Origin of the sequence: Thiocystis violacea (assembly GCF_016583565.1) — a bacterium.
Taxonomy (GTDB): domain Bacteria; phylum Pseudomonadota; class Gammaproteobacteria; order Chromatiales; family Chromatiaceae; genus Thiorhodococcus; species Thiorhodococcus violaceus_A.
In genome coordinates, this window is the sequence record NZ_NRRF01000075.1 from 1 (window position 1) to 19,653 (window position 19,653).

The window sequence follows — 19,653 nt, forward strand, 5'->3', positions numbered from 1 at the left end:
GACCATGCACAAGCAGGGGGCGAATCTCTTCAACGCCCTCACCCTGACCTTCCAGGGCACCCCGCCTCAGCCGCGCTTCGCGTAGTCGGCGGCCGAGGGCCGGACTGGGACACCTGAGTAGTTACAAAAAACGTTTATGAACAGACTCTAACGACGGCGCTTGCGTGCGGGCGGCTGGTGCGTCTTGGACGTTCCACGGCAACCAATCTGCGGGATTGGCAAACACCGCCGAGCGGTTGTTCAGCAAGGCAATCAAGTCGTCGATCGGATTGATCCCGTTGAGCCGGCAGGTCTCGATCAGGCTGCACAGCACGTCGCCGACAAAGGCGCCGTGTTGGTTCTTGTAGAACAGGCTGTTGTTGCGGTAACGCACGCTGAGCTTCAGCGCCTGCTCGGCAAGATTGTTATCCAACGGCGCGCCGGGAATGCGCAGAAACCCCGTCAGCGCCTGCCAGCGCTTGAGCATGTAATTGAATGCCTGGCCGAGGCGGCTGTTGGGCTCGACCTGTTTGTCGGTGATCTGCTGCTGCATCCAGCGCTTGAGCGCGTCCATCACCGGGGCGCTGTGGGCCTGATGAGCGGCCAGACGTTGCAGCGGGCTGAGCGCGGCTTTGGTGCACTGAGCCTCCTGGTGATAGACCGTGGCGATGGCCGTGATCACGTGTGCACATTCGCTGGGGAAAAACGCCTTGATGTCGACGAACTGGCGGCGCGCGTGCACCAGGCAGTTCAGGCCCACCACCCGTTCGCCATGGCGCTTGGGCGTATTGGCTGCAAGCGCATCGGACATCCACAGCATCGGTGCCAGCGCGCCATCGCGCAGCGCCAGCAGGTCATCGAGGTTCTCCCCGGCATGCTGGCGACCGGTGAAGAACAGGCAGATCGTGTGTTCGCCGACACAGCGCAGCACCGAGGTGTAGATCGCCTTGCGCGCCGACGCCGACTCGGCCTGGTTGTCCTTGATCAACGACACCACGCGCGCGCCGGTATCGTCTTGGTAGACCAGCGGCTGCTGAGCGGCGACCCACAGCAGGTGGTTGTAGAGCCGGTAGCCGACGTCGGCGACCGGCTCGACCAGATCCCATTGCGTTGCGTCGGGCAACGGCAGTCCGAGCATCTGTTGCAGTGCTTCAATGCGATGAAACGGCAGGCCCAGATGATAATGCGCGACCGCCAGCATCACCTTGAGACTGGCGTCATAGCGCTCGGGGCTGACGCCGGACGGCAGATGCGCGACGAACAACGCCCCGCAGGCGCTGCAGCGCAGACGCTCGATGTCATAGCGCGTCACCGCCACCAACGGCTGTCCGGTGAAACGCAGGCCCACCAACGGTGCCATGGCGTACAGCTGGCCGCGTTCGCAGGCCGGGCAGCGTGCGCCGGGGACCAGGTCGTCATGGGCACAGAACTGCACCTCGGCGCCGGGATAGTCCGCCGCCCCTAATCGACCATGACCCGGTGGCGGCGGCTTGTCTGGCTTGCCGGCTGGGTCTGGGTCGACGGCGCTGGTAGCGGTTGTGGTTTTGGCATCGCTGCCGCTGGGCGCGGCGTTGCCTGCCTGCGCATCGACATCGTCGCCAGGGTGCGCGCCGGGTGGATCATTCGGCACATCTGGGGGCGGCTCATCAGGCGGCTAGCGTGGCGCTTTCTCGGTGGGCTTGCCGAACAGCAGACGCTTGAGCTTTGCCAGACTGATGCGGGTCTCCAGCAGCGTGTGCTGCAACCACACCAGGGTACGCAGCAACGGCGCGACGCGCCGCTGCTCGGCGGCGTCGAGTTGGCCTTGCTCGGCCAGCGCGGCCAAGCGTTCGACCTCGCTCGCCTCGATCTGCTCGGGCTTGGGCTGCGACATGGGTTGCTAGCGGCAGAGCCGTGCGCGACAGTCCGCTACCAGCGGGTACAGCCACACCGTCTTCACCGGTACCTGGCCGAGGCGGTGATCGCCAAGCTTGCCGCGGCCTTGGGTGTCGCCGACGTACACCCAGTTCGCCGCCTGGTAGCAGGTGGCGCGGAAACGCGCGGCCTCGACGAAGGTCTCCAGCAGCAGCGCACGATAGCCGTAACGTGCCTGCCAGTGTGCCGGCAACGTGCGCGCCGCCAACCCCAGCAGCTTGCTGGCAAGATGCGGCACGCGTACCCAGGGCAAAATCAGAAACCGGGCGTTGTTGACCACCGCGCCCAAGTTGCGCTGGCGTTGTTCGCTGCTCCAGCCAATCCACTCATCACGCGGGGCGCTCTGCCAGGCCGCCGCGCCGAAGCCGAGCACCGCGACCAAGCGCTCGCCTGCGTAGGCGAAATAACGCAGCTGCGCCCCCGGCAGCGGCTTGTAGCCGAGGTAGTGGTAGCGCTCGATGAGTTCGTTCCACAACGCGCTGCTGGCACGCTCGACTAGCTCCAGGCGCACCGTCCCCAGTGCGCTCAACGGCGCTTCGAGCCACGCGCCGGGCTCGCCCTGCGGCGTGCGCCGAGCATACGATCGCAGCGGCTCAAAGCGCCGCCGCGGCGCCGGAAGTTCGATCAATCCTTCGCGGTGCAGGCGCAACAGCGCGACCCGACAACTCATGTCCTTCAAGCTGCCGTCGGGTTTGCGCCAGTCGAGCGCCTCGCACACCCGGTAGCTCAATTGCTGGCGGCTGGCCCCGGCATGCGCCCGCAAGATACCGCGCACGTGTTCGAGCGCCGCGGCGTCGAACACCCGTCCGCTGTAGCGTTTGTTGGTCGGTGTCGCTTCCATGCGCGACGTTGTATCTGGTTCGTTCTTTCGTGTCCCGCAGAAATCAGTTGTGGGGTCATCAGCCTGCCTTATCGGCTGATGGCTCCCCTATCGTTGATCTTCGCAGATGAGACGTCGAGTGCCACGCACGGTTGCCGGAACTACACGGATATTGGGCAACCGATGGCCCAGCGCGCGCAGCTCGCGGGCAAAGAGGTAGTGCGCGCGCCGGCGCTCGTACTGGGTCTTCCGCCCGATGGTCTTCTCTCGCCGGGCATGCTTGCCGATCAACGGCGAGGTTTTGTGCAGGCGCCCGATCGATCCTGCCAGCTCGCGCTGGGTGCGGTGCGTCCTCCCGGGTGCGGGTGGGTCCGCCAGGAGATCCTGCGGCTGGGCGGTCAAGCGCTCCCAGCACACGTCCTCATCGCGCAGCGGGCGCTCGTACTCGGCCAGCGCCGGGTCGCGGAACACCTCCATGAGGGGCGGCAGCCCACGCGGGTGTGATCCCAGGTGGGTGAGTGCCTCGAAGAGGCGCGCCCGGCGATACGCCAACCGGGCTGGGAGTCCGTGTGTGACGCTGGCGTCGAGCAGGTGCGCCAGATGCTGCGGACACAGCCCGGCGAGGTGCTGCACGCGCAGGCCGGCGGCATGGAGCTCGCGGGCGAGTCCGAGTTGCTCGGCCAAGGTCACGGCGTCCAGCTCGCCACAGGCCTGGTGCGCCGCTTGGATTTCGGCGCACAGCTGCGCGAGTGCCGCGCGGGGGGCTTCGTCGGGCTCCAGCGCGAACGCTGCGCGCGCGGGTGCCGCCGGGCGTGGGGGGCTGCCTGGTCATCGGGTGCTCTCTGTCCATCCTGGTCGCTGTCGGACAGGCGCAGGCGCGCTCACGCCTGAGCGTCCTGGGCGCGCGCTGGGCGCGGTCGCCCCGAGGCGTTGGGGTGCCGCTCTGTCCGTGTGTCGTGTCGTGCGGGTCTGATGCGGTCTCGGTCTCCTGATGTGGTGTGAAGGAGTAAGCCCACCGTCGATGTGTCGCGCGATCGCCTCCGCGCGCAAGAGGGGTATCAGGTCGTACGGTCCTTGAGTGCTGAGTCTTCGGCACCCCGGCGGTGTGACGCGCCGCAGTGGACCAGGCGCGCAACGCGCGTGGTCGAACCCGAAAGGGGAGATCGGTGTCCGGATGTCGACGCCGTGATGGATGACGAGGCTGTACCAACCCCCGCTGCGAGCCGCGGACATCGGGCCGAAGCCGGCGATGTCACGCGCCATCAAGCCTGATCGCGTGTGTGAAGTGGCGCAAATCCGGTCTTCGGTGGGTCGTCGCGCGCAGCGCGCAATGACCGGTGACCCTGCAGGGTCGTCGGGTGGAGCGAATCGTGTGGATGGGGGCTGCGGATGCAGCTCACCGTCAGTGTCGGATGCGGGACGCCTGGACAGGCGCGACGCGGGTGTCTGAGGTGCGGTCTCGGGAGGGGATCCCGGACGGCAGGGACTGGTGTGGGCTCATGCTCTGCTTGTCAGGCGCTGAGCTGGCGCCGTGCGTGACCCGCAGGTCGACGATGGTAAAAGTGTGGGTGATTTCCGGCCCGCGCGCAAGGCGCATTTTCTGTAGTTTGTGTCGCTTTGTGTTTTGTAATTTTTCGCAAGCGCTTCTTTCTACTCGCGATTCCCCCCCGAAAAAATCCCTCTGGTTCGGATTTTACGCCGTCTGACCTGTGCGGGCACCATTCCGTGGGGCATGACGCCGAGCGGCCCCGGGTCGGTGTGGGCGCGGGCGTAGCGCCGCAGTGGCGAAGGGGCGCCGTCCCGAAGGCGCGCAGGGGATACCCAACGCGCATCCCGCACACGGGTGAGTCGTCGTAGGGACTTGGCGCAGGGGCGTCGCCGCGACCCGCAGCGCGACGGCCTCGGGGCTGAAAAGGTTGTCGCCATGACGCGCGTCCTGTCGGCGAGGGGTCGACCCGACAGGTATCGCGAGCGCTTATGCGGCGCCCTACCCTATTCACTGATGGCGTCTACCCTCGCGAGCCGACGTATAGCCAACGTATAGCCGACGCATAGCCGATCCTTCGGCTTCCCGCCCGATTCGGCGCTACCAGCGCCGAGCATGCGCCGACGTATAGCCGACGCATAGCCGATCCTTCGGCTTCCCGCCCGGTTCGGCGCTACCATCGCCGAGCATGCGCCGACGTATAGCCGACGCACAGCCGAGCGTGAGCCGCGCCGTGCTTGCCTGCAGCAGCGTGATGTGATTGACTCTGAGGACGAGGTCGCCGGAGCACGCTGCTCCGACAGCATCATTGCGACCCGCGCGATGCCCGCGCTCCGCGTGCATCACTGGAACGACGGCTTGTGCTCCGCCCCCGGAGGCTTGCCACCCCGCGGCTCTAGCGCCGTCGCCTGTACCTGCGGTTCTCGTAGCCCCGTCGCTGCGTGCCGTGCCAGCGTTGCTGGCGTTCCTTCTGCCACGTCGGCATCAATTTCATTCTTTACTGATCCACTTGTTTGGAGAATCTCTCATGGCACAGGCGCCATCCTTTCCGATCGTTCGATCCAGCGACATTGGCTACGGCTTCACGAAGTACGTGGTCGATGCAGATCACCGTACGGGACGCATCGACTGCTCGGCGTTCCAGTCGCTCGCCCCAGCGGCACCGCGCGTCGAACTCACCCAGGGGCTCAGTGCACGACACACCACCCGCGTGCAGGTCCGCGACACGATCTACGAAGTCGGTCCCGACGCCGACATCCTGCTCGGGCGTCACGGTGTCCAGCGCGTGCTGCACGATGACTATGTCGGCACCGACCAGTACCACGCCTTGCTACTCGGCTCGCTCGCACAGATGGGCCAGTCGGTGATCGACTACCTCATCCTCGGCCTGCCCGTCCGGCTGCTCGAGAAGAAGGCCGAGTGCCTGCGCGAGCTGGCGACCGGAACGCATACCTTTCCCGACGGACCCTCCGTCCAGGTTCAGCGCGTGGAGGTGTTGGCTCAGCCAATCGGTGGCCTGCTCGACCATCTCTCCCGTGAGCAGCGCAACGCGACGACACTGGAACGGACCTTCCTACTGATCGATCCCGGCTACTACACGCTCGATTGGGTGGTTGCACGTGGGCTTACTACGCGCCCCGAGCTCTCCAGCAGTGTGCCCTGTGGCGTGTCGGTCCTATTGCAATCCCTCGCCGAGGCCGTCGGTGTCGCTAACGGTGCCGTCTATGACAACCTCACGGCACTCGACCGGGGACTGCGCACCGGTGAGTTCCGCTACGCGGGCCGGGAGTATGATTTGACCCAACATCTGCCGGCAGCCCTTGATCGCCTGCGCGCCGGGGTGCAGCAGCTGCACAACAGCGTGGGCAAGGGCGATGACATCGACGCGGTGTACCTGATGGGGGGTGGGGCCCGCTTCTTTGAGCCGCTGGTCCGCGAGGTACTGCCCGACCACCGCGTGCTCATCGTCGATGACCCATCGTTCTCGAATGTACGGGGCTTCCAGCACGCTGGCTGGGTCTTGGCAAGCCAACAGCGGATGAGGGCGGCGTAATGTCCGGGAAGGTGGACTTGCGCATGCGGGTCAATGCCGGACGGCACCCGCATGTGTTCGCGTGGCTTCAGACCATCGAGCGTGGGCACTGGGCCGCGCGTCTGCTCGACGAGTTGGAGCATCGCCTGCGTTGTGACGGTGACGGAGGGTCTGCGGGGGGCAGCGCACGCCTCGCAGAAGCACGTGCCCCCTCCCCGGCTAACGCGATGGTGATTGCGGAAGAGACGGCGCCGTTGGGAGATTTGGCCGCCATGGGGGATGTGTTCTTCCGCCGCGCTCCAAGCTGACGCCCGCGACTAGACACGCGGGCGTCAGATTGGCCGCCGCGGTGGTCCGGCGCGGCCAATCTCCGGCCGCCTTACGGCGCTGCAGCGCGCCTTCAGGACTCCGCTGGTTTTGAAGGGCTCCTGCCCAACGCGCGCTCCATGGCCAGCAGCGATCGCGACATATGGGCCCGCCCTTGGCAGGTTCGGTGCCCCAAAGCAATCCTCTCCTCATCACACCCTGACCATTGGATTTGAGCGCCCGCTAAACCCCGCTGCGTCAGCGCTCTGTTCCCGCCTTTTCAGCACCACTCCGGCAAGCCCGGCGCACCTCCAGGTACGGCAATGCCTCTTGAGATCTTGCGTTCGATCGATGCCGCGCGACACTACGTAGCCGTCTATCAATTGCCTCCCGGTTTCTGGTCACGCAGCTCCAGCTGCGTGACCCATGCGATGAAGCTCCGCTTCACGAAACGTTGGCGCAGCCTGAGGATTCATGAAGCAGAGCTTCGTCATCAGGCTCAAATCAGGACGTAGAAGACGGACAGTTCCTACGTCAAGACCCATCGCAACGAGGCACGCACATGGCCGTCACCCAACCAGCACGCTCAGACGCAAACAAAGCGTCGCATGGCAAGCCTCGTTGACGAGAGCTTCGACCGCGACTTGCTGTCGATCGGCGAACAGCACGCGAACCTCGCGTGTGGTGTCGATCCCCTGCCCGCGCAGCGCCCCTGCGGCGATGTGCGCCGAAAAGCGGGCCGCAACCCGGTCGGCGAGCGTCGGAGTATCGTTCGGTGCGCCGTGACTGAGATGGACAATGCGCAAGGTCCCTCGCCCATCATCCAGTAGCGCGACATGCGGGCGAGCGATGACGCCCCGATAGATGAAGGCTGGGTCGTCAAGGCCGAGCACGCGCCACTCAAGCGGACGTGCGATTCCCAGTGCATCGGTCAACCCGCGGTTGCGGGCAGAATTGGTGGCGGCGCCGAAATGAAAAATATGCGCCATCGATGTGTCCTTTCTGAGTGGTTCTGTTGTCAGGGATCTGAGATCCCTGACAACGCGGTGCGCCGCAAGATCCCCGACACGGAGTGTCGGGGCCGGGTTAGCTCCAGGAAGGTGGTCTGAACTCCCCGAGGGCCAGCTTCCTGGCGACCTCTCCGATCTGGCCTTCGTAGGGCTGCGATGCCCCGTCCGCGCAACCGTTGCGGATGCGCGTGGCGAAGGCGAGGTATGCCCGCGGCGGCAAGTTCGCGGTCTATCGGGGTCTCCCGGAACTCGCGCAATACGTGCTCATCGCCCAAGACCGCTTCTCAGTCGACGTCTTCACCCGCCAACCGGACGACCGCTGGCTGCTTGAAGCACATACGGATACGAACGCATCCGTCCCCCTCGACGCAATCGACTGCGCGCTTGCGCTGAGCGACATCTACGACAAGGTGCGCTTCGATCTACCCGAAGCCGAGCCCGACCGATAGGGCTGGTCGCGGCTGAGAAAAAGGAACTCGGCTGCGATCATAGACTCGCCCCGAGCCTCAGCCAGCCTCGCCGCTCACCATGAGATCCGCGACCCGTTCGGCCAGGGCGCCGATGGTCATGGACGGGTTGCGACCGGTCGGACGCGGCAGGATGGCGCCGTCGGCGACGTAGAGGTTCGGGTAGTTGAACACCTGGCCGCGGTGGTCGACCACGCCGGTTTCGATGTCTTCACCCAGGGGGCAGCCACCGAGCGGATGGACGGTGATCAGCCCGCGTAGCAATTGCCAGTAGGGCGGGACGTGGAGCCGGCCTCCGCCGGCTTCGGTCAGGCGCCGATGCATGTCGAGGATCGCCTCGATCACCGGCTTGGTGCGGCTGACGTCCCAGTCGAGGTCCAGCTCGCGTTTCCACAGCTGGGGAAAACGTCGACGCAGCTTTAAGCGGCCGTCGGCCGCGTCCAACCCCTCGCCCAGCCAGACCATGACCTGGCGCGCGGGGTTTTTCTCGTCCAGACCGCGGGCGAGGTGTGTCCGCAGTGCCTTGGCGAGCCGCCCGGTACGGCCACCGAAATCGACGCCCAGGGCATTGAGCAGCAGGTTCGGGAAGCCATCGTCCTCGACGTAGAAGCGCTGCCCCTGAATCTTTCCGTCCATGAAATTCAGGCCGGCGGAGATGGTGGGGCCGATGCCCTGCTCGACCGCGACCTGCTCGGGATAGGTCGCCGGAGTCAGGAAGTTGGCGTTGCCGCTCCAACCGCTGCCCAGTCGGCGGCTGATGCCGGGCAAGGCGCCGTATTGGTCGCGGCTCCGCAGCAGGATCTCCGTCGATCCCAGCGAGCCGGCGGCGACCACGACGCGGTCCGCCTGTGCCGATCCCGGCCGCAGGCGCCCCTCCCCCACCACATCCCAGAAGACTTCGTAGCCTTGCCCAATCGGGGCGACATAGCGAACCTTATGCAGCGCGCGCAGTTCGGCGCCGCTCGCCTCCGCGGCAGGGATGTAGTTGAGATCGAGGGTGTTCTTGGCCTGAACGTCGCAGCCGATATCGCAGTTGCCGAGGTGGACGCAGGTGCCTTGCCGCACGCCCTGCGCATTGACGAACGACTTGGAGTGCTTCGCATCGATGGGGTCTGGAAGGTCGTAGTGGTAGTCCGGATCGAAGGCGATTGCCAAGGGGACGCTCTCGACGCGATCGGCGTATCCCAGCTTCTCCGCGGCCCCCCGGAGCAGCTCGTAGCGGCGGGTGCGCTGGCGCTCGGGGATGGGCTGCACGCCAAGCATGGCCCCGAGGGTGTCGTAGTAGGGCTTGAGCGCCTCGTAGGTGATCTCGGGCGGCCAGCCCTCCGCGAATCGCTCCGGGTCGGCCTCCATGACGACGCTGGAGTAGCACAGCGAGCCGCCGCCTACACCGGCGCCTTGCGCCACAGCCATGCCACGGAAGAGGCGCACATCCAGCCAGCCGTGGTGCTTGTCCGGGTGGTCGTGCCAGTAGAGCCAGGGATCGCCGGGGCGGCGCGGGTAGGTCTCGGGCGTCCAGCGGCGCCCGCGCTCCAGGATCAGCACGCGTGCGCCGGCTTGGGCGAGGCGGCAGGCCGTGATGGCGCCGCCGAAGCCGGTCCCGATTACGATGACATCGAAGCGTTCGGGCATGACCATGACCTCCTCGGGCGCGGGTTAGGGAGCAATCCTCTTTGGTGCTAACGCTGATGCCGTGATTCTGCTACCTCGGAGCATGGAGCAGACGCCGCAGCCGTCTGCGCGCTCGTCGCGGCGGGGCGCCGCTCCCACCGGATCGGGCGGCCGCGCCTCAGCCCGCCGGCTTCGGCAGGTTCGGGATGTCGCGCGGGATCCAGAAATGGAGCTGCTTGTCGCTGCCCTCGGAGACGGTGTCTTCGGTGAAGGTCATGGTGCCGATGCGTTTCCAGTCCTGGTAGCCGAAGTCCTTGACCAGGATGTCGTAGACGAGCTTGCCGCCGGGGTAGCCGCTCAGCCGGATCTCGTCGCGGAAGTCCCTGGCATTGACGCGCGGGGTGCCGGCGGCCGGCCGCAGCCGCATGAGATCGGGCGTGACGACGGGGTCTCCGGGCGCGACCCCAAGCGTCGAGAGAGGGAAGAGCTGGCGGTAGCCGGGTCTTGTGTCCATGAGCCTGAAGATCACCCGGTTGATCAGGATGGCGACCGGGCTGGTCCCGACCTTGGGGAAGTTGGTCATCTCGATGTCCAGCACATGGGGGGCGCGCGAGCCGCTGAGGTCGCTCACGGTGACGAAGTTGCCAGGCCACACCCAGGCATCCGGATCCATCGTCGGGAAGACCTTGCCGGCGATCCCGAAGGAGCGCGAATGCCCTTGCTTGATGAGCGGACCGGCAACCGAGGCGCGGGCCACCAGCAATCCCTTGGCGCCCTTGGCGAAGTAGCCGGTGTAGGGCGAGTCCGTGTCGATCTCCCAGATGCCGGCGTAGCAGACGCCCATGGCATGGATCAGCTTGTCGTAGCGCGGTCGGATGTCGCGCCGGTCATGCATGTTGCGGGCGGAGTCGTTGAGGAACTGCAGGAAGGTGCTCGGACCCAGCCCCTTGTGGAAGGGCAGGGTTTCGTAAGGGCCGCTGAAGGCGGCCTCCTTGACCGCGCGATAGCTGGTGCCGCGGTAGTCGAAGACCTGGGTATCGCGAAAACGCCGCTCCGGGATCAGCTGCAGGGTCATCACCAGGAAGGGGAACTGGGCGAGAAAGAGCGCCGTATCCAGGTAGCCGAAGGCCGGGTAGAGGTCGGGCCAGAGCCAGAAGAAGAACAGGATGCCCGGCGGGCGCGCCAGCACGGCCATGATGGCGTTGAAGCGGTAGCGATAGGGCTGGTTGGCGCCGGGGATGTAGAAGATGGCGAGCAGCACCAGGATGAGTCCGGCGAAGGCGGTCCAGACCGGGTCCAGCGTTTGGCGCATGCCGATGAGGTCCAGCACCTTCTCGGGCCAAAAGATGGCGGGCAGCCCGAGCACGAGGTCCGCGACGATGCCGGCCCAAAGGGTGCGCTTGAGCCAGAGTGCGTTGCGGTCCGTCGGCGGCGCCTGGAGCGTCGGGTCTGCGGGTTCCTCGGCCGGGCGCTTGGCCATCACCAGCAGCAGAAGCGGGAACTGAAGCAGGAAGAGGACGGCGTCGAAGATCCCGAGCGGTGGATAGAGATCGGGGTAGAGGACCAGGAAGAAGAGCACGCCCGGAGGCCGCGCGAGCACCGCGAACCAGGCGTTAAGCTTGTAGCGATAGGGCTTGTTCGCGCCAGGGATGTAGAAGAGCGACAGCAGGAAGACCAGCAGGCCGGCGAAGGCCGTCCAGACGGGATCATGGGTCGCGCGCAGGCCCAGGAAATCCAGCACCGCCTCGGGCGCGAAGATCACCGGCAGGGTCAGCACCCAGTCGCCAAGGATGCCGAGCCAGACCGCGCGACGGAACCACTTCAGATGTGTGCTCATGGCGGATCTCCTTGGGGAAGGTTTCAGTTATCAGTTGTCAGTCGTTGCGGCTGCGCGGTTTCGGGTTCGAGCGCCGTGGGAGCGGCGCCCCGCCGCGACGCCCGGTCGCGGCGGGGCGCCGCTCCCACCCACCGAGCACTGCCAACTGACAACTGACTTATAACGTCTTCAGATACTCGACCAACGCCCGTTTCTGCTCCGCGCCCAGGTTGGTGCCCCACAGATGCCCCTGGTTGCTGTTGCCGATCACGCTGGTGTCGTATCGGCTGCCGCGACGCTCGGCGTCCGGCCCTTCGGCGATGAAGCCGACGCGCTCCGGGTCGTAGACGTCGAGGCCCCGATAGAAGACCTGGGTGCGTTGGGCCGGCGGTTCGAGCAGATCGGTCAGATAGGGCACGGAGCCGTTGTGCAGGTAGGGCGCGCGCAGCCAGAGCCCGTCCAGCGGGACGTTGACGTAACCGCCGGTGGAGCGGAAATAGTCGAAGTCCCAGTCGTAGCCGGCGGCATAGTCGTTGTAGGCCGCCGCGGACTCCGGGGTCCACATCTCGGCACGGTGGGCGTCCGTATGCGCGGGCCGGCCGCCCGCGTCCGCGCCTGGAACCTGCCAATCCGGGTCGTCCATGGTCATGACCTGGCCGGTCCGCTCACCGGTCATGGCGTGGCAGCGCGCGCACTGGTCCTGGAACAGCGGCTCGCCGGCCGCGGCCAATGCGCTGTCCACTGGGAAGCGCTCGGTGAACTTCGGCGCGGGTAGCGCCATCAGCCACTTCTCCAGCGCCGTCAGCTTCTTGACCGGCAGCGCCTTGGGCAGGGTTCCGTCACCGATGGCGGAGCTGAGGACGACCTCGGTCAGGTCCGTGTTGAGTCCGTCCCAATGCAGCGCCATGCCATTGGCGACGCGCGGCGCCAGGTTCCAGATGGACTGCATGTCGGAGTTGCCCGTGGTCTCGCCGGGGTCGACCCCGAGCGCGCGCACCTTGACCGGGTTGAAGGGGTCGATGCGTCCGCGTCCCCAGTCCGGCCGACTGTCGGTCCAGGCGAACTGCTCGGCCTGGGCCAGCAGCGCCTTACGCGTGGCGGGGATCAGGAGGAAGCGGTAGAGCATCCGGTCCATCCAGGACAGCCTGTAGACCTGGCCGATCTCCATCAGGATGTTGGAGGCATCGAAACGCGGGTCGGCCGCGCTGCGGAAGAGGAAACGCTGGTAGCCGAGGATGTCGACCCGGTTGCCGGGACCGCCGAGATAGATGACCGGCGCGGCGTCCGGCGTCTCGCGCAGGGTCGCCGAGTGGCAGACGGCACAGTTGACGCCGACCCGCTCGAAGCCGATGACCTTCTTGGAGAAGCCGACCGGCAGCTCGCGCCCCTGTTCCCAACCGAAACCGAGGGAGGCCAGACCGCCCGGCCCCGGCAGATACTCGGGGAACATCTTCGGCAGCACCAGCCAGATCCAGTAGGGGATGCCGTCCTGCTGCTCGGTGCCGATGGAGCCGTACTTGAAGTATTCCTCCATGGAATCGTCGGCCAGCTGTTGCGGTGGCTCGCGGAAGAGCGTCCACCAGACCAGACCGCCGCCAAGGGCCACCAGCACGACCAGAACGCCCAGGATGCGCTTCCACTTGCCCGGTCTCGGATACGTGTTCGACATCGTCATGCCCTCCGGCGATCAGCCGCATCAAAAGGTTTTCATGTACTCGACGATGGCGTCCTTGTCCTCGGGCGGCAGATCCAGGGCATAGCGGTGCCCGCCGTTGCCGTTGCCCGGAACCGCCGTGTCGTAGAGGAAGAAGTCCATTCCGCCCGCCTCCGCCACATCCGAGACGAAGCCGACCCCCTGCTGGTCGAAGACGTCATAACCGCGATAGAAGCGCTGGGGCCGCACGTCGGGCGGGTCGAGCAGGGCGCGCAAGGTCGGCACCGAGCCGTTGTGCAGATAGGGCGCCCGCGCCCAGATACCGTCCAGCGGGTGATTGGCGTAGCCCTGCGTCTTGCGGAAGTGGGTGAAGCGGTACTTGGAGTCCGGATAGAGACTGTACTGACTGGCCGCGAAGTCGAAGGTGTAGGAGTCGAGCCGATGGCGGTCCGTCCCGATCTCGGCGATGGGCACCACCGTCCCGACCTGCTCGCCGTTCACGATGCCCTCACCGAAGCGGGCGTCCGCGTGACAGGCGGTGCAATGCTGGGCATAGAGCGCGCTGCCACGCTCGGCCTTGGTCTGATCGATCGGGAAGGGATAGGCCGGCGGCGGCAGGGTCCAGGTCCAGTCGCGGATGCGCTGCAGGCGGGGATGGTCGATGGTCACGGGGGTGACGCCGGCGCCGAGCGACGCGCTCAGATTGCGCTCATCGACGGAGTCGTTGTTGCCGTCCCAGTGCAGGTACATTCCCTCGCGGGGTCTCTGGTTCCACAGCGAGGGGAAGTCGGAGGCCGAGATCAGCTCGCTCAGCGGCAGCCGCGCCAGCGGCCAGTTGAACTGGATGCCTTTGTAGGGATTGAAGGTATCCACCCGCCCTGGCCCCCAGTCCGGCACCTCGTGGCCCATGATCCGTTCCAGCCGTTTCGCCAGTACCAGGGTCTGCTCGCGGGTGCGTGGGATGACGAAGAAGCGGTAGAGGATGCGGTCGAAGGTGCCGAGCTGAGTCCCGTTGCGTTCGATGAGGCCGAGCAGGTTGTCGGCGGTGAAGCGCTCGTCGAGGGTGCAATCCAGCACGAAGCGGAAGAAGCCCTGCAGGTCCAGCTGGTGCGAGGGCATTCCGGGCAGGATCTGGCGCGGGCTGTCCGGCGTCTTGCGCACCGTGCCGGTGTGGCAGACCGCGCAGTTGAGTCCGACCTGATCGACGCCCAGACGGCGCCGTTGCGAGATGCCGATGGGGAAGGGTCTCCCCTCCTCCATCAGGAGCCCGAGCGCGGTGTAGCCGCCGGGCAGCTTGTCCGGGCAGACCTGCGGGAGAACGGCGAAGATGGGCTCGGGCGGCAGGAGGCCGCCGGCCGCCTCGAAGACGGAGCCGCCGGGCTCGCTGCCGATGGAGCCGTACTTGAACTGCTCCTGGGTCTCCGCGTAATCCACCGGGACGTCTGCTGTAAGGCGGGCGTAGAGCCAAATCCCGACGCCGGCCAGGATCGCGAGAATGAAGAGAAACCAGAACCAGCGCACCAGGCGTCTGACGGCCTTGGCAAAAGACCCACTGCCGCTCTGCGGATCAGGAATGGCATCTGTGCTCATGGCAAACCCCCAATTCCAGCGATATCGGTTGGACCTCAGCCGGCGCGTGTCGCGGCCAGAATGTCGTCACAGGCCTTCTCCGCGATCATGTAGATGGCGGAGACGATGAAGAGCCCGGGTGCGCGGGGAAAGACGGAGGCATCCACCACCCGCAGCCCCTGGGTCCCGCGCACCCTGAACTGGCTGTCGAGCACGGCATTGGGATCGTCCGCCGCGCCGATCTTGCAGGTGCAGGAGGCGTGATGACCCCAGGCCTCGTCCTTGACGAACTGGCGGATCTCTTCGCGGGTGCGCACCTGCGGTCCGGGCACGGTCTCCTCCGCGACCAGGTCCGAGACGCCGCGCATCATGCGGCGGATCAGCTCGACCGACTCCACCACCGCGTCCAGGTCCTCCTCGGCACCGGCACTCCCTTCGTCGAAATAGCGGAAGTTGATCTCCGGTCGCTCGGTCGGATCCTTGGAGCGGATGTGGACCGTCCCGGCGCTGTTCCGGGTGTGCCCCTTGAGCACCGCCCAGCTGAAATACTGGGTCGCGGCACGCACCTCGCGCGAGTAGCCCGGAAAATAGCCGCGGAAGTTCGTGAGCAGACCGAAAAGCACCAGGTCCGACGGCCCCTTGCCGGCCTCGGCCGCCGATGAGCGCCGGACGATCGCGGTCACGGCGCCGTTGGTCGTGTAGGGTCCGCGTCCCTGCTCCCAGAGACGAAACTGCGGGTCGGGCTCCTCGCCGGGATCCGGCCCCTTCATGGTGGCGCCCTTGAGCAAGGCGAACGGCGCCTTCATGCGATGGACCACCGTCACCTCGTACCTGTCCTGCAGGTTGGCCCCGACACCGGGCAGCGCGACGCGCACCGGGATTCCGCACCGCTCCAGCAGCTCCGGCGGACCGATCCCCGAGAGCTGCAGCAGTTGAGGCGTGTTGAAGGCGCCGCCGGCCAGGATGACCTCGCGCGCGACGCGCTCGGTGAGCGGTTCGAGCCCAGCGGCGTCGCGCCGGTCCGGGTCGGCCGCATAGAGGTGCTCCCCGCGCAGGTACTCGACGCCGACCGCGCGCTGGTTCGCGTCCAGCAGCACCCGAGTGACCAAGGCCCCGGTCAGGACGTGCAGCCGGTCCGGGAAAGCACGCCGGGCCGCCTGGATGCGCTCGCGGGCCCCAAGCCGGCGCCCGCGCGCGGTCGTGAGCGGCGTGATGCGCAAGCCGATTCGGTCGCCCTTGATCAGCCCCCAATCATTGGGGTCGAGCAGACCCCGCAGGCTGTGCCAGAGCTGCGTCAGCGGATTGGCGTTCTCGTAGAGGGCCGTGCTCGCGGCGCGCTCGACCAGACGCACCATCGCCTTGTCGTCCAGCAGCATCCGCGGATCGGCCTTGTTGGTCTCCAGCCAGCCGTCGAAGCCGTGCCGGCTCGGGTTCCAGCGCAGGATCCGCTGCAGGAGGCGCTGCACGGTGCGGTAGCGGCAGTTCTCGATGCGCTGGAAGTAGCGGCGCATCCGCCCGGCACGCCAGCTCTGGTCCCCCGTGATCCGGGCGATCCCGTCCCAATCGGTATTGTGGGGATAGAGCAGGATCATGGCGTGGTGCGCCGTGCAGCCGCCGATGCTCGCCGCCCTGGGGTAGAAGACGCCCTTGTGCTCCGGGCTGTACTTGGAGTCCCGCCGCTGCTGGTCCTCGTCCGCGTAGTGCCTGACAAAAAACTCCCAGGACATCTCGGGGTTCTCGGAGGCGCCTGGATGAAAGGCGGGAACCTGGTAGTCGTAGCTGTCGGGCTCGCCGCCCGCCTCCATGAGAAGCACGCGGTAGCCCGCCTCCGCCAGATTGGCGGCGACCGGCCCGCCCCCGGCGCCGGAGCCGACGACGATGTAGTCGTACCTCGGCTCGGCGTCGGTGGACCGCTCCGCGTCACGTCGGTCGTCCGGCTGCATGGCTTGGCCTCCCTCTGGCGGCGTTGGCTTGAGGTCAGAGCCGCTTGACGAACTCGATCAGGGCCTCTTTGTCGACGTCCGGCAGGTCGCTGCCGAAGGTGTGGCCCCGGTCGACGACGAAGTCGGGACAGACGCTCAGCGCCATGAGATCCGGCGCCAGCGCCCTCAGGCGCTCGGTCGTCTGCGCCTCGTCGAGGTCCTCGCGCGCGATCTCCTGGTAGGTGCGCTTGGTCGTCTTGAGGAACTTCAGCATCCGCCACAAACCCACGCCCTCGTCACCGAGGTCGACATTGAGGTTGGAGATGAGATTGACCGGCGTGCCCTTGGGGATGGGACCGACCACGATGTTGCTGCCCTCGACCAGTCCACCGAGTCCGAGCGCGGACCTGAGCAGACCGGAGACCGGGTTCCCGTCCACCAGCGGCTGCGCATACCAGGGCAGCGTCTGCGTGGCCGCCTTGAGAAAGCTCACCTGGGGCGTCCGGTTGATGGTGCCCGGACGCGTCTCGGGCCACAGCAGTTTGCGGATGCCGTCGTCGAAGGCCGCCATGCGCCCCGCGGTGCTGGGGTCGCTGTTGAAGAGGCCGACCTCGTTGTTGTGCAGATAGGGCGCGGTCGACCAGATGGCGATCAGGGACGGAACGCGCTGATAGCCGCGTCCGCCGCCCGGGGTCTGCCAGCTGAACGCCTGTCCGGTGATGGGATCTTCCAGCTCCACCTGCCCCATCGCGGGCAGATCCTTATAGGTCTGCGACGAGAAGTTGTCCCAGACGTGTCCCTCGATGGCATTGCTCGCCATGGAACTGCAGATCTCAGTCTCCAGCAGGGTCACCGGGATACGGGCATCCGTCGAGAGATAGTTGCCGTCCAGGAAGTCATCGGCCTGGACCAGCTGCCGCATCTTGAACTTGAAGTCCTCGGTCTTCGTCCAGTCCCAGTATTCCTGCCAGCACTGCAGGTAGTCGCGGTCGCCGCAATCGAGCTTGGGCGCGTCGTCCGGCAGCTTGCTGGAGTGGCAGCGCGCGCAGTTCTCGGCGAAGACGGTCTTGCCGCGATCGAGCCTCGCCGGATCGCCCGCGAGATAGCCCGCCCCGCCGGGCGCCTCCGCGAGCGGCATCCGGCCGCTGGCCGCGATGAGGTATTTGGCCATGTTCCCCGAGCGCTCCTGGGTCGCGTTCCAATAGACCGAATTCTCCTGCGCGGCCTTGACGGTGATCGGGCTTTGCGGACGGATGCCGATGATGGGATTGATGTGGCGGATCCACTCCTGGTGATACTCGCCGATGTTGATGTAGACGCGGGTCAGGGCCGCATCCACGCCGACCGAGTCGGCACCCTCCCAGAGGATATGCGGCACGCCGAAGGTCGGCCCCCGGTCGGCGACCTCGGGCAGGCCCAGGGCGCCGCCGGTGCTGGTCTCCTGGTGCCAGAGTTCCGCGGCCTTCAGACGGGCCGGGAGATCGAAGACGGCGTTCATCGCGCGCGGGTTGTTGATGTAGTCCGTCGGGACGAGCGAAGTGTCCACGGCGCCCGGCTTCTGGCTGTCCAGGATGTACCGGACGATGTTGTCCTTATCGACATTGACCCCGAAGATGCGGCCGAACCAGAAATACTGGGCGCCGATGGTGCCCGAGAGATTGGCAAACTCGGGCGCCTCGGGATCAGCCGGTGGATTCAGCGGGCTGTGACTGACGTGACAGAAGGAGCAGGCCATACCGACCCGATAGGGCCGCTGCAGCTTGGGGTCGGAGTAGTAGTCGGGATCCGTATAGAAACGCGTGGCGTCCCAATGCTCCGCCGCCCGCTGATCGAAGTTGGGATTCGGATAGAGGCGCAGCCCCAGCACGCCGGACGCCTTGCCGTAAACGGCCTCGTCGAAGGGCTCGGGCGTTGCCACGCGCTGATCGAGGCACAGCCCGTAACCGTCAGGCTTGCTCGCCTGCTCGAACCCCGGCTCGTTCATCAGGCCGAGATAGGCGAACCTGCTGGAGCGCTTGTAATCGATGTCATTCCCGCCGGCGTACTCCGCGCCTTCGGAGCCGCCGTACCCCTCCACGGCGTCCGCCCCGCAGGGGTAGGAACTGATGGCCTTGAGCAGATCGAAGGTGCCAAAGCTGTTGTTGGCGAGCCAGTCCCAGAATGCCTCGTTGCCCCCGGTCCAGATCATCCAGGTGTTGCGTCCCTTGACCTGATCCGGATCCAGCACGACGCCGTTGTCCATCCCCTTGAAGTAGTCTTCGGCGGTCTCGGGAAAATCCGCCGGCGTCTTGCCTGCCAGCATGGCCTCGTCCTTGGCGGGGCGCATCTGCTTCAGTGCATTGACCAGGACGAAGAGTCCGATGACGAGGGCCAGGATGACGATGAGGGTTCCGAGCTTCTTCATGTCTTAGGTCTCCCAGTCGACACGAGCGTTTCCGAGTTGAGTGAGGCGTGACGCGAGGTGCGTCTGCGCGGATGCGACGCCCCCTTTCCATCCGGTTCGGTGCGTCCGGGACGGATCGAGCGACCGCTCTCACTTCGCTTATTAAAGAATGATGATGATCGCCACGAGAAAGAGGATCACCCAGAGAATCCGGCGGTGCACCCTTTGCAGATGGATGTCCACCGGGCTTTCGCGAACCTCATCCGTCAAGACGCGCGTCTTCGTTGTCGTCGTGCTCGTCATTGCGGACATGAAAACAATCTCCACTCGAGTACGTTCGGTAGGGTGGACGAGCGAGAGCGAAGTCCACCAGGATCAGGCGCGGGCAATGCTGAACGACGCTGCACTTGCCCGCGACTCGGCTCAATCGAATCCGGCGTCGATCATTCTTCGGTCCAGTCGTCTTCTGTAGGGCGAGCAAGCGCAGCGCAGTCCACCAACGCTGGCGCGGGATTCGGTGGACTGCGCTCTCGCTCGCCCACGCTACCGGTACCGGTACCGGGTGGCCGCGGGTGCTTACGCACCCGCGGCTCCCACAGATCCGGACGTGCGGGACTACCGCATCCGGCTCCTCGATTGAGCGCTCGCTGCACAACACATGTCGCACACCCGTTGGACCCTGAA

The 19,653-nt window shown here is 66.3% G+C and carries 14 protein-coding genes; 2 read left to right on the top strand and 12 right to left on the bottom strand.

Going from position 1 to position 19,653, the window contains the following annotated elements; genetic code table 11:
- Positions 1 to 121 precede the first annotated feature (121 nt).
- From tnpC to CKO23_RS20360, 4 genes are all read right to left on the bottom strand, one after another.
- Positions 122 to 1,609, bottom strand: a complete 1,488-nt coding sequence (gene tnpC, locus CKO23_RS20345; protein WP_200334206.1) for an IS66 family transposase — start codon at positions 1,607 to 1,609, stop codon at positions 122 to 124.
- 24 nt (positions 1,610 to 1,633) lie between these two features.
- On the bottom strand, positions 1,634 to 1,852 hold the full coding sequence (locus tag CKO23_RS20350; RefSeq protein ID WP_200334209.1) for a hypothetical protein: 219 nt from the start codon (positions 1,850 to 1,852) through the stop codon (positions 1,634 to 1,636).
- Positions 1,853 to 1,858: 6 nt separating this feature from the next.
- A complete protein-coding gene (locus CKO23_RS20355; protein ID WP_200334210.1) occupies positions 1,859 to 2,734 on the bottom strand; it encodes a DUF4338 domain-containing protein in 876 nt (291 codons plus the stop codon).
- An 87-nt stretch (positions 2,735 to 2,821) separates the two neighbouring features.
- Positions 2,822 to 3,397: a hypothetical protein gene (locus tag CKO23_RS20360; protein WP_200334212.1), complete on the bottom strand. Its 576-nt coding sequence runs from the start codon at positions 3,395 to 3,397 to the stop codon at positions 2,822 to 2,824.
- A 1,829-nt stretch (positions 3,398 to 5,226) separates the two neighbouring features.
- Here CKO23_RS20360 and CKO23_RS20365 point away from each other — a divergent pair.
- Positions 5,227 to 6,252 carry a PRTRC system protein D gene (locus CKO23_RS20365; protein WP_200334214.1) on the top strand — a complete coding sequence of 342 codons (1,026 nt, stop codon included), beginning with the start codon at positions 5,227 to 5,229 and terminating at the stop codon, positions 6,250 to 6,252.
- Positions 6,253 to 7,106: 854 nt separating this feature from the next.
- Here CKO23_RS20365 and CKO23_RS20370 read toward each other — a convergent pair.
- Positions 7,107 to 7,526, bottom strand: coding sequence for a hypothetical protein (locus tag CKO23_RS20370; RefSeq protein ID WP_200334216.1), 420 nt, complete (start codon positions 7,524 to 7,526; stop codon positions 7,107 to 7,109).
- Positions 7,527 to 7,735: 209 nt separating this feature from the next.
- Between CKO23_RS20370 and CKO23_RS20375 the strand changes: the two genes are divergently transcribed.
- Positions 7,736 to 7,996, top strand: coding sequence for a hypothetical protein (locus CKO23_RS20375; protein WP_200334218.1), 261 nt, complete (start codon positions 7,736 to 7,738; stop codon positions 7,994 to 7,996).
- Between the two features lie 57 nt (positions 7,997 to 8,053).
- Here CKO23_RS20375 and CKO23_RS20380 read toward each other — a convergent pair whose 3' ends face one another.
- The 7 genes from CKO23_RS20380 to CKO23_RS20410 form a co-directional block, all read right to left on the bottom strand.
- Positions 8,054 to 9,646, bottom strand: coding sequence for a GMC oxidoreductase (locus CKO23_RS20380; RefSeq protein ID WP_200334220.1), 1,593 nt, complete (start codon positions 9,644 to 9,646; stop codon positions 8,054 to 8,056).
- Positions 9,647 to 9,803: 157 nt separating this feature from the next.
- Positions 9,804 to 11,462, bottom strand: a complete 1,659-nt coding sequence (locus CKO23_RS20385; RefSeq protein ID WP_200334222.1) for a hypothetical protein — start codon at positions 11,460 to 11,462, stop codon at positions 9,804 to 9,806.
- A 157-nt stretch (positions 11,463 to 11,619) separates the two neighbouring features.
- A complete protein-coding gene (locus CKO23_RS20390) occupies positions 11,620 to 13,110 on the bottom strand; it encodes a cytochrome c (RefSeq protein ID WP_200334224.1) in 1,491 nt (496 codons plus the stop codon).
- 27 nt (positions 13,111 to 13,137) lie between these two features.
- Complete coding sequence (locus CKO23_RS20395; RefSeq protein WP_200334226.1) at positions 13,138 to 14,685, bottom strand: cytochrome c; 1,548 nt, start codon at positions 14,683 to 14,685, stop codon at positions 13,138 to 13,140.
- A gap of 35 nt (positions 14,686 to 14,720) precedes the next feature.
- Positions 14,721 to 16,607 (bottom strand): GMC family oxidoreductase, encoded by a 1,887-nt coding sequence (locus CKO23_RS20400; RefSeq protein ID WP_200334228.1) that lies wholly within the window; start codon positions 16,605 to 16,607, stop codon positions 14,721 to 14,723.
- Between the two features lie 34 nt (positions 16,608 to 16,641).
- Positions 16,642 to 18,990 carry a hypothetical protein gene (locus CKO23_RS20405; RefSeq protein ID WP_200334230.1) on the bottom strand — a complete coding sequence of 783 codons (2,349 nt, stop codon included), beginning with the start codon at positions 18,988 to 18,990 and terminating at the stop codon, positions 16,642 to 16,644.
- A 141-nt stretch (positions 18,991 to 19,131) separates the two neighbouring features.
- Positions 19,132 to 19,281 carry a hypothetical protein gene (locus CKO23_RS20410; RefSeq protein ID WP_200334232.1) on the bottom strand — a complete coding sequence of 50 codons (150 nt, stop codon included), beginning with the start codon at positions 19,279 to 19,281 and terminating at the stop codon, positions 19,132 to 19,134.
- Positions 19,282 to 19,653: the final 372 nt, after the last annotated feature.

Coding starts and splice junctions, on each gene's coding strand:
- CKO23_RS20370 (WP_200334216.1), bottom strand. CDS start 7,526: ATGGCGCATATTTTTCATTTCGGCGCCGCCACCAATTCTGCCCGCAAC.
- CKO23_RS20355 (WP_200334210.1), bottom strand. CDS start 2,734: ATGGAAGCGACACCGACCAACAAACGCTACAGCGGACGGGTGTTCGAC.
- CKO23_RS20400 (WP_200334228.1), bottom strand. CDS start 16,607: ATGCAGCCGGACGACCGACGTGACGCGGAGCGGTCCACCGACGCCGAG.
- CKO23_RS20390 (WP_200334224.1), bottom strand. CDS start 13,110: ATGTCGAACACGTATCCGAGACCGGGCAAGTGGAAGCGCATCCTGGGC.
- CKO23_RS20385 (WP_200334222.1), bottom strand. CDS start 11,462: ATGAGCACACATCTGAAGTGGTTCCGTCGCGCGGTCTGGCTCGGCATC.
- CKO23_RS20410 (WP_200334232.1), bottom strand. CDS start 19,281: ATGTCCGCAATGACGAGCACGACGACAACGAAGACGCGCGTCTTGACG.
- CKO23_RS20395 (WP_200334226.1), bottom strand. CDS start 14,685: ATGAGCACAGATGCCATTCCTGATCCGCAGAGCGGCAGTGGGTCTTTT.
- CKO23_RS20350 (WP_200334209.1), bottom strand. CDS start 1,852: ATGTCGCAGCCCAAGCCCGAGCAGATCGAGGCGAGCGAGGTCGAACGC.
- CKO23_RS20365 (WP_200334214.1), top strand. CDS start 5,227: ATGGCACAGGCGCCATCCTTTCCGATCGTTCGATCCAGCGACATTGGC.
- CKO23_RS20380 (WP_200334220.1), bottom strand. CDS start 9,646: ATGCCCGAACGCTTCGATGTCATCGTAATCGGGACCGGCTTCGGCGGC.
- CKO23_RS20405 (WP_200334230.1), bottom strand. CDS start 18,990: ATGAAGAAGCTCGGAACCCTCATCGTCATCCTGGCCCTCGTCATCGGA.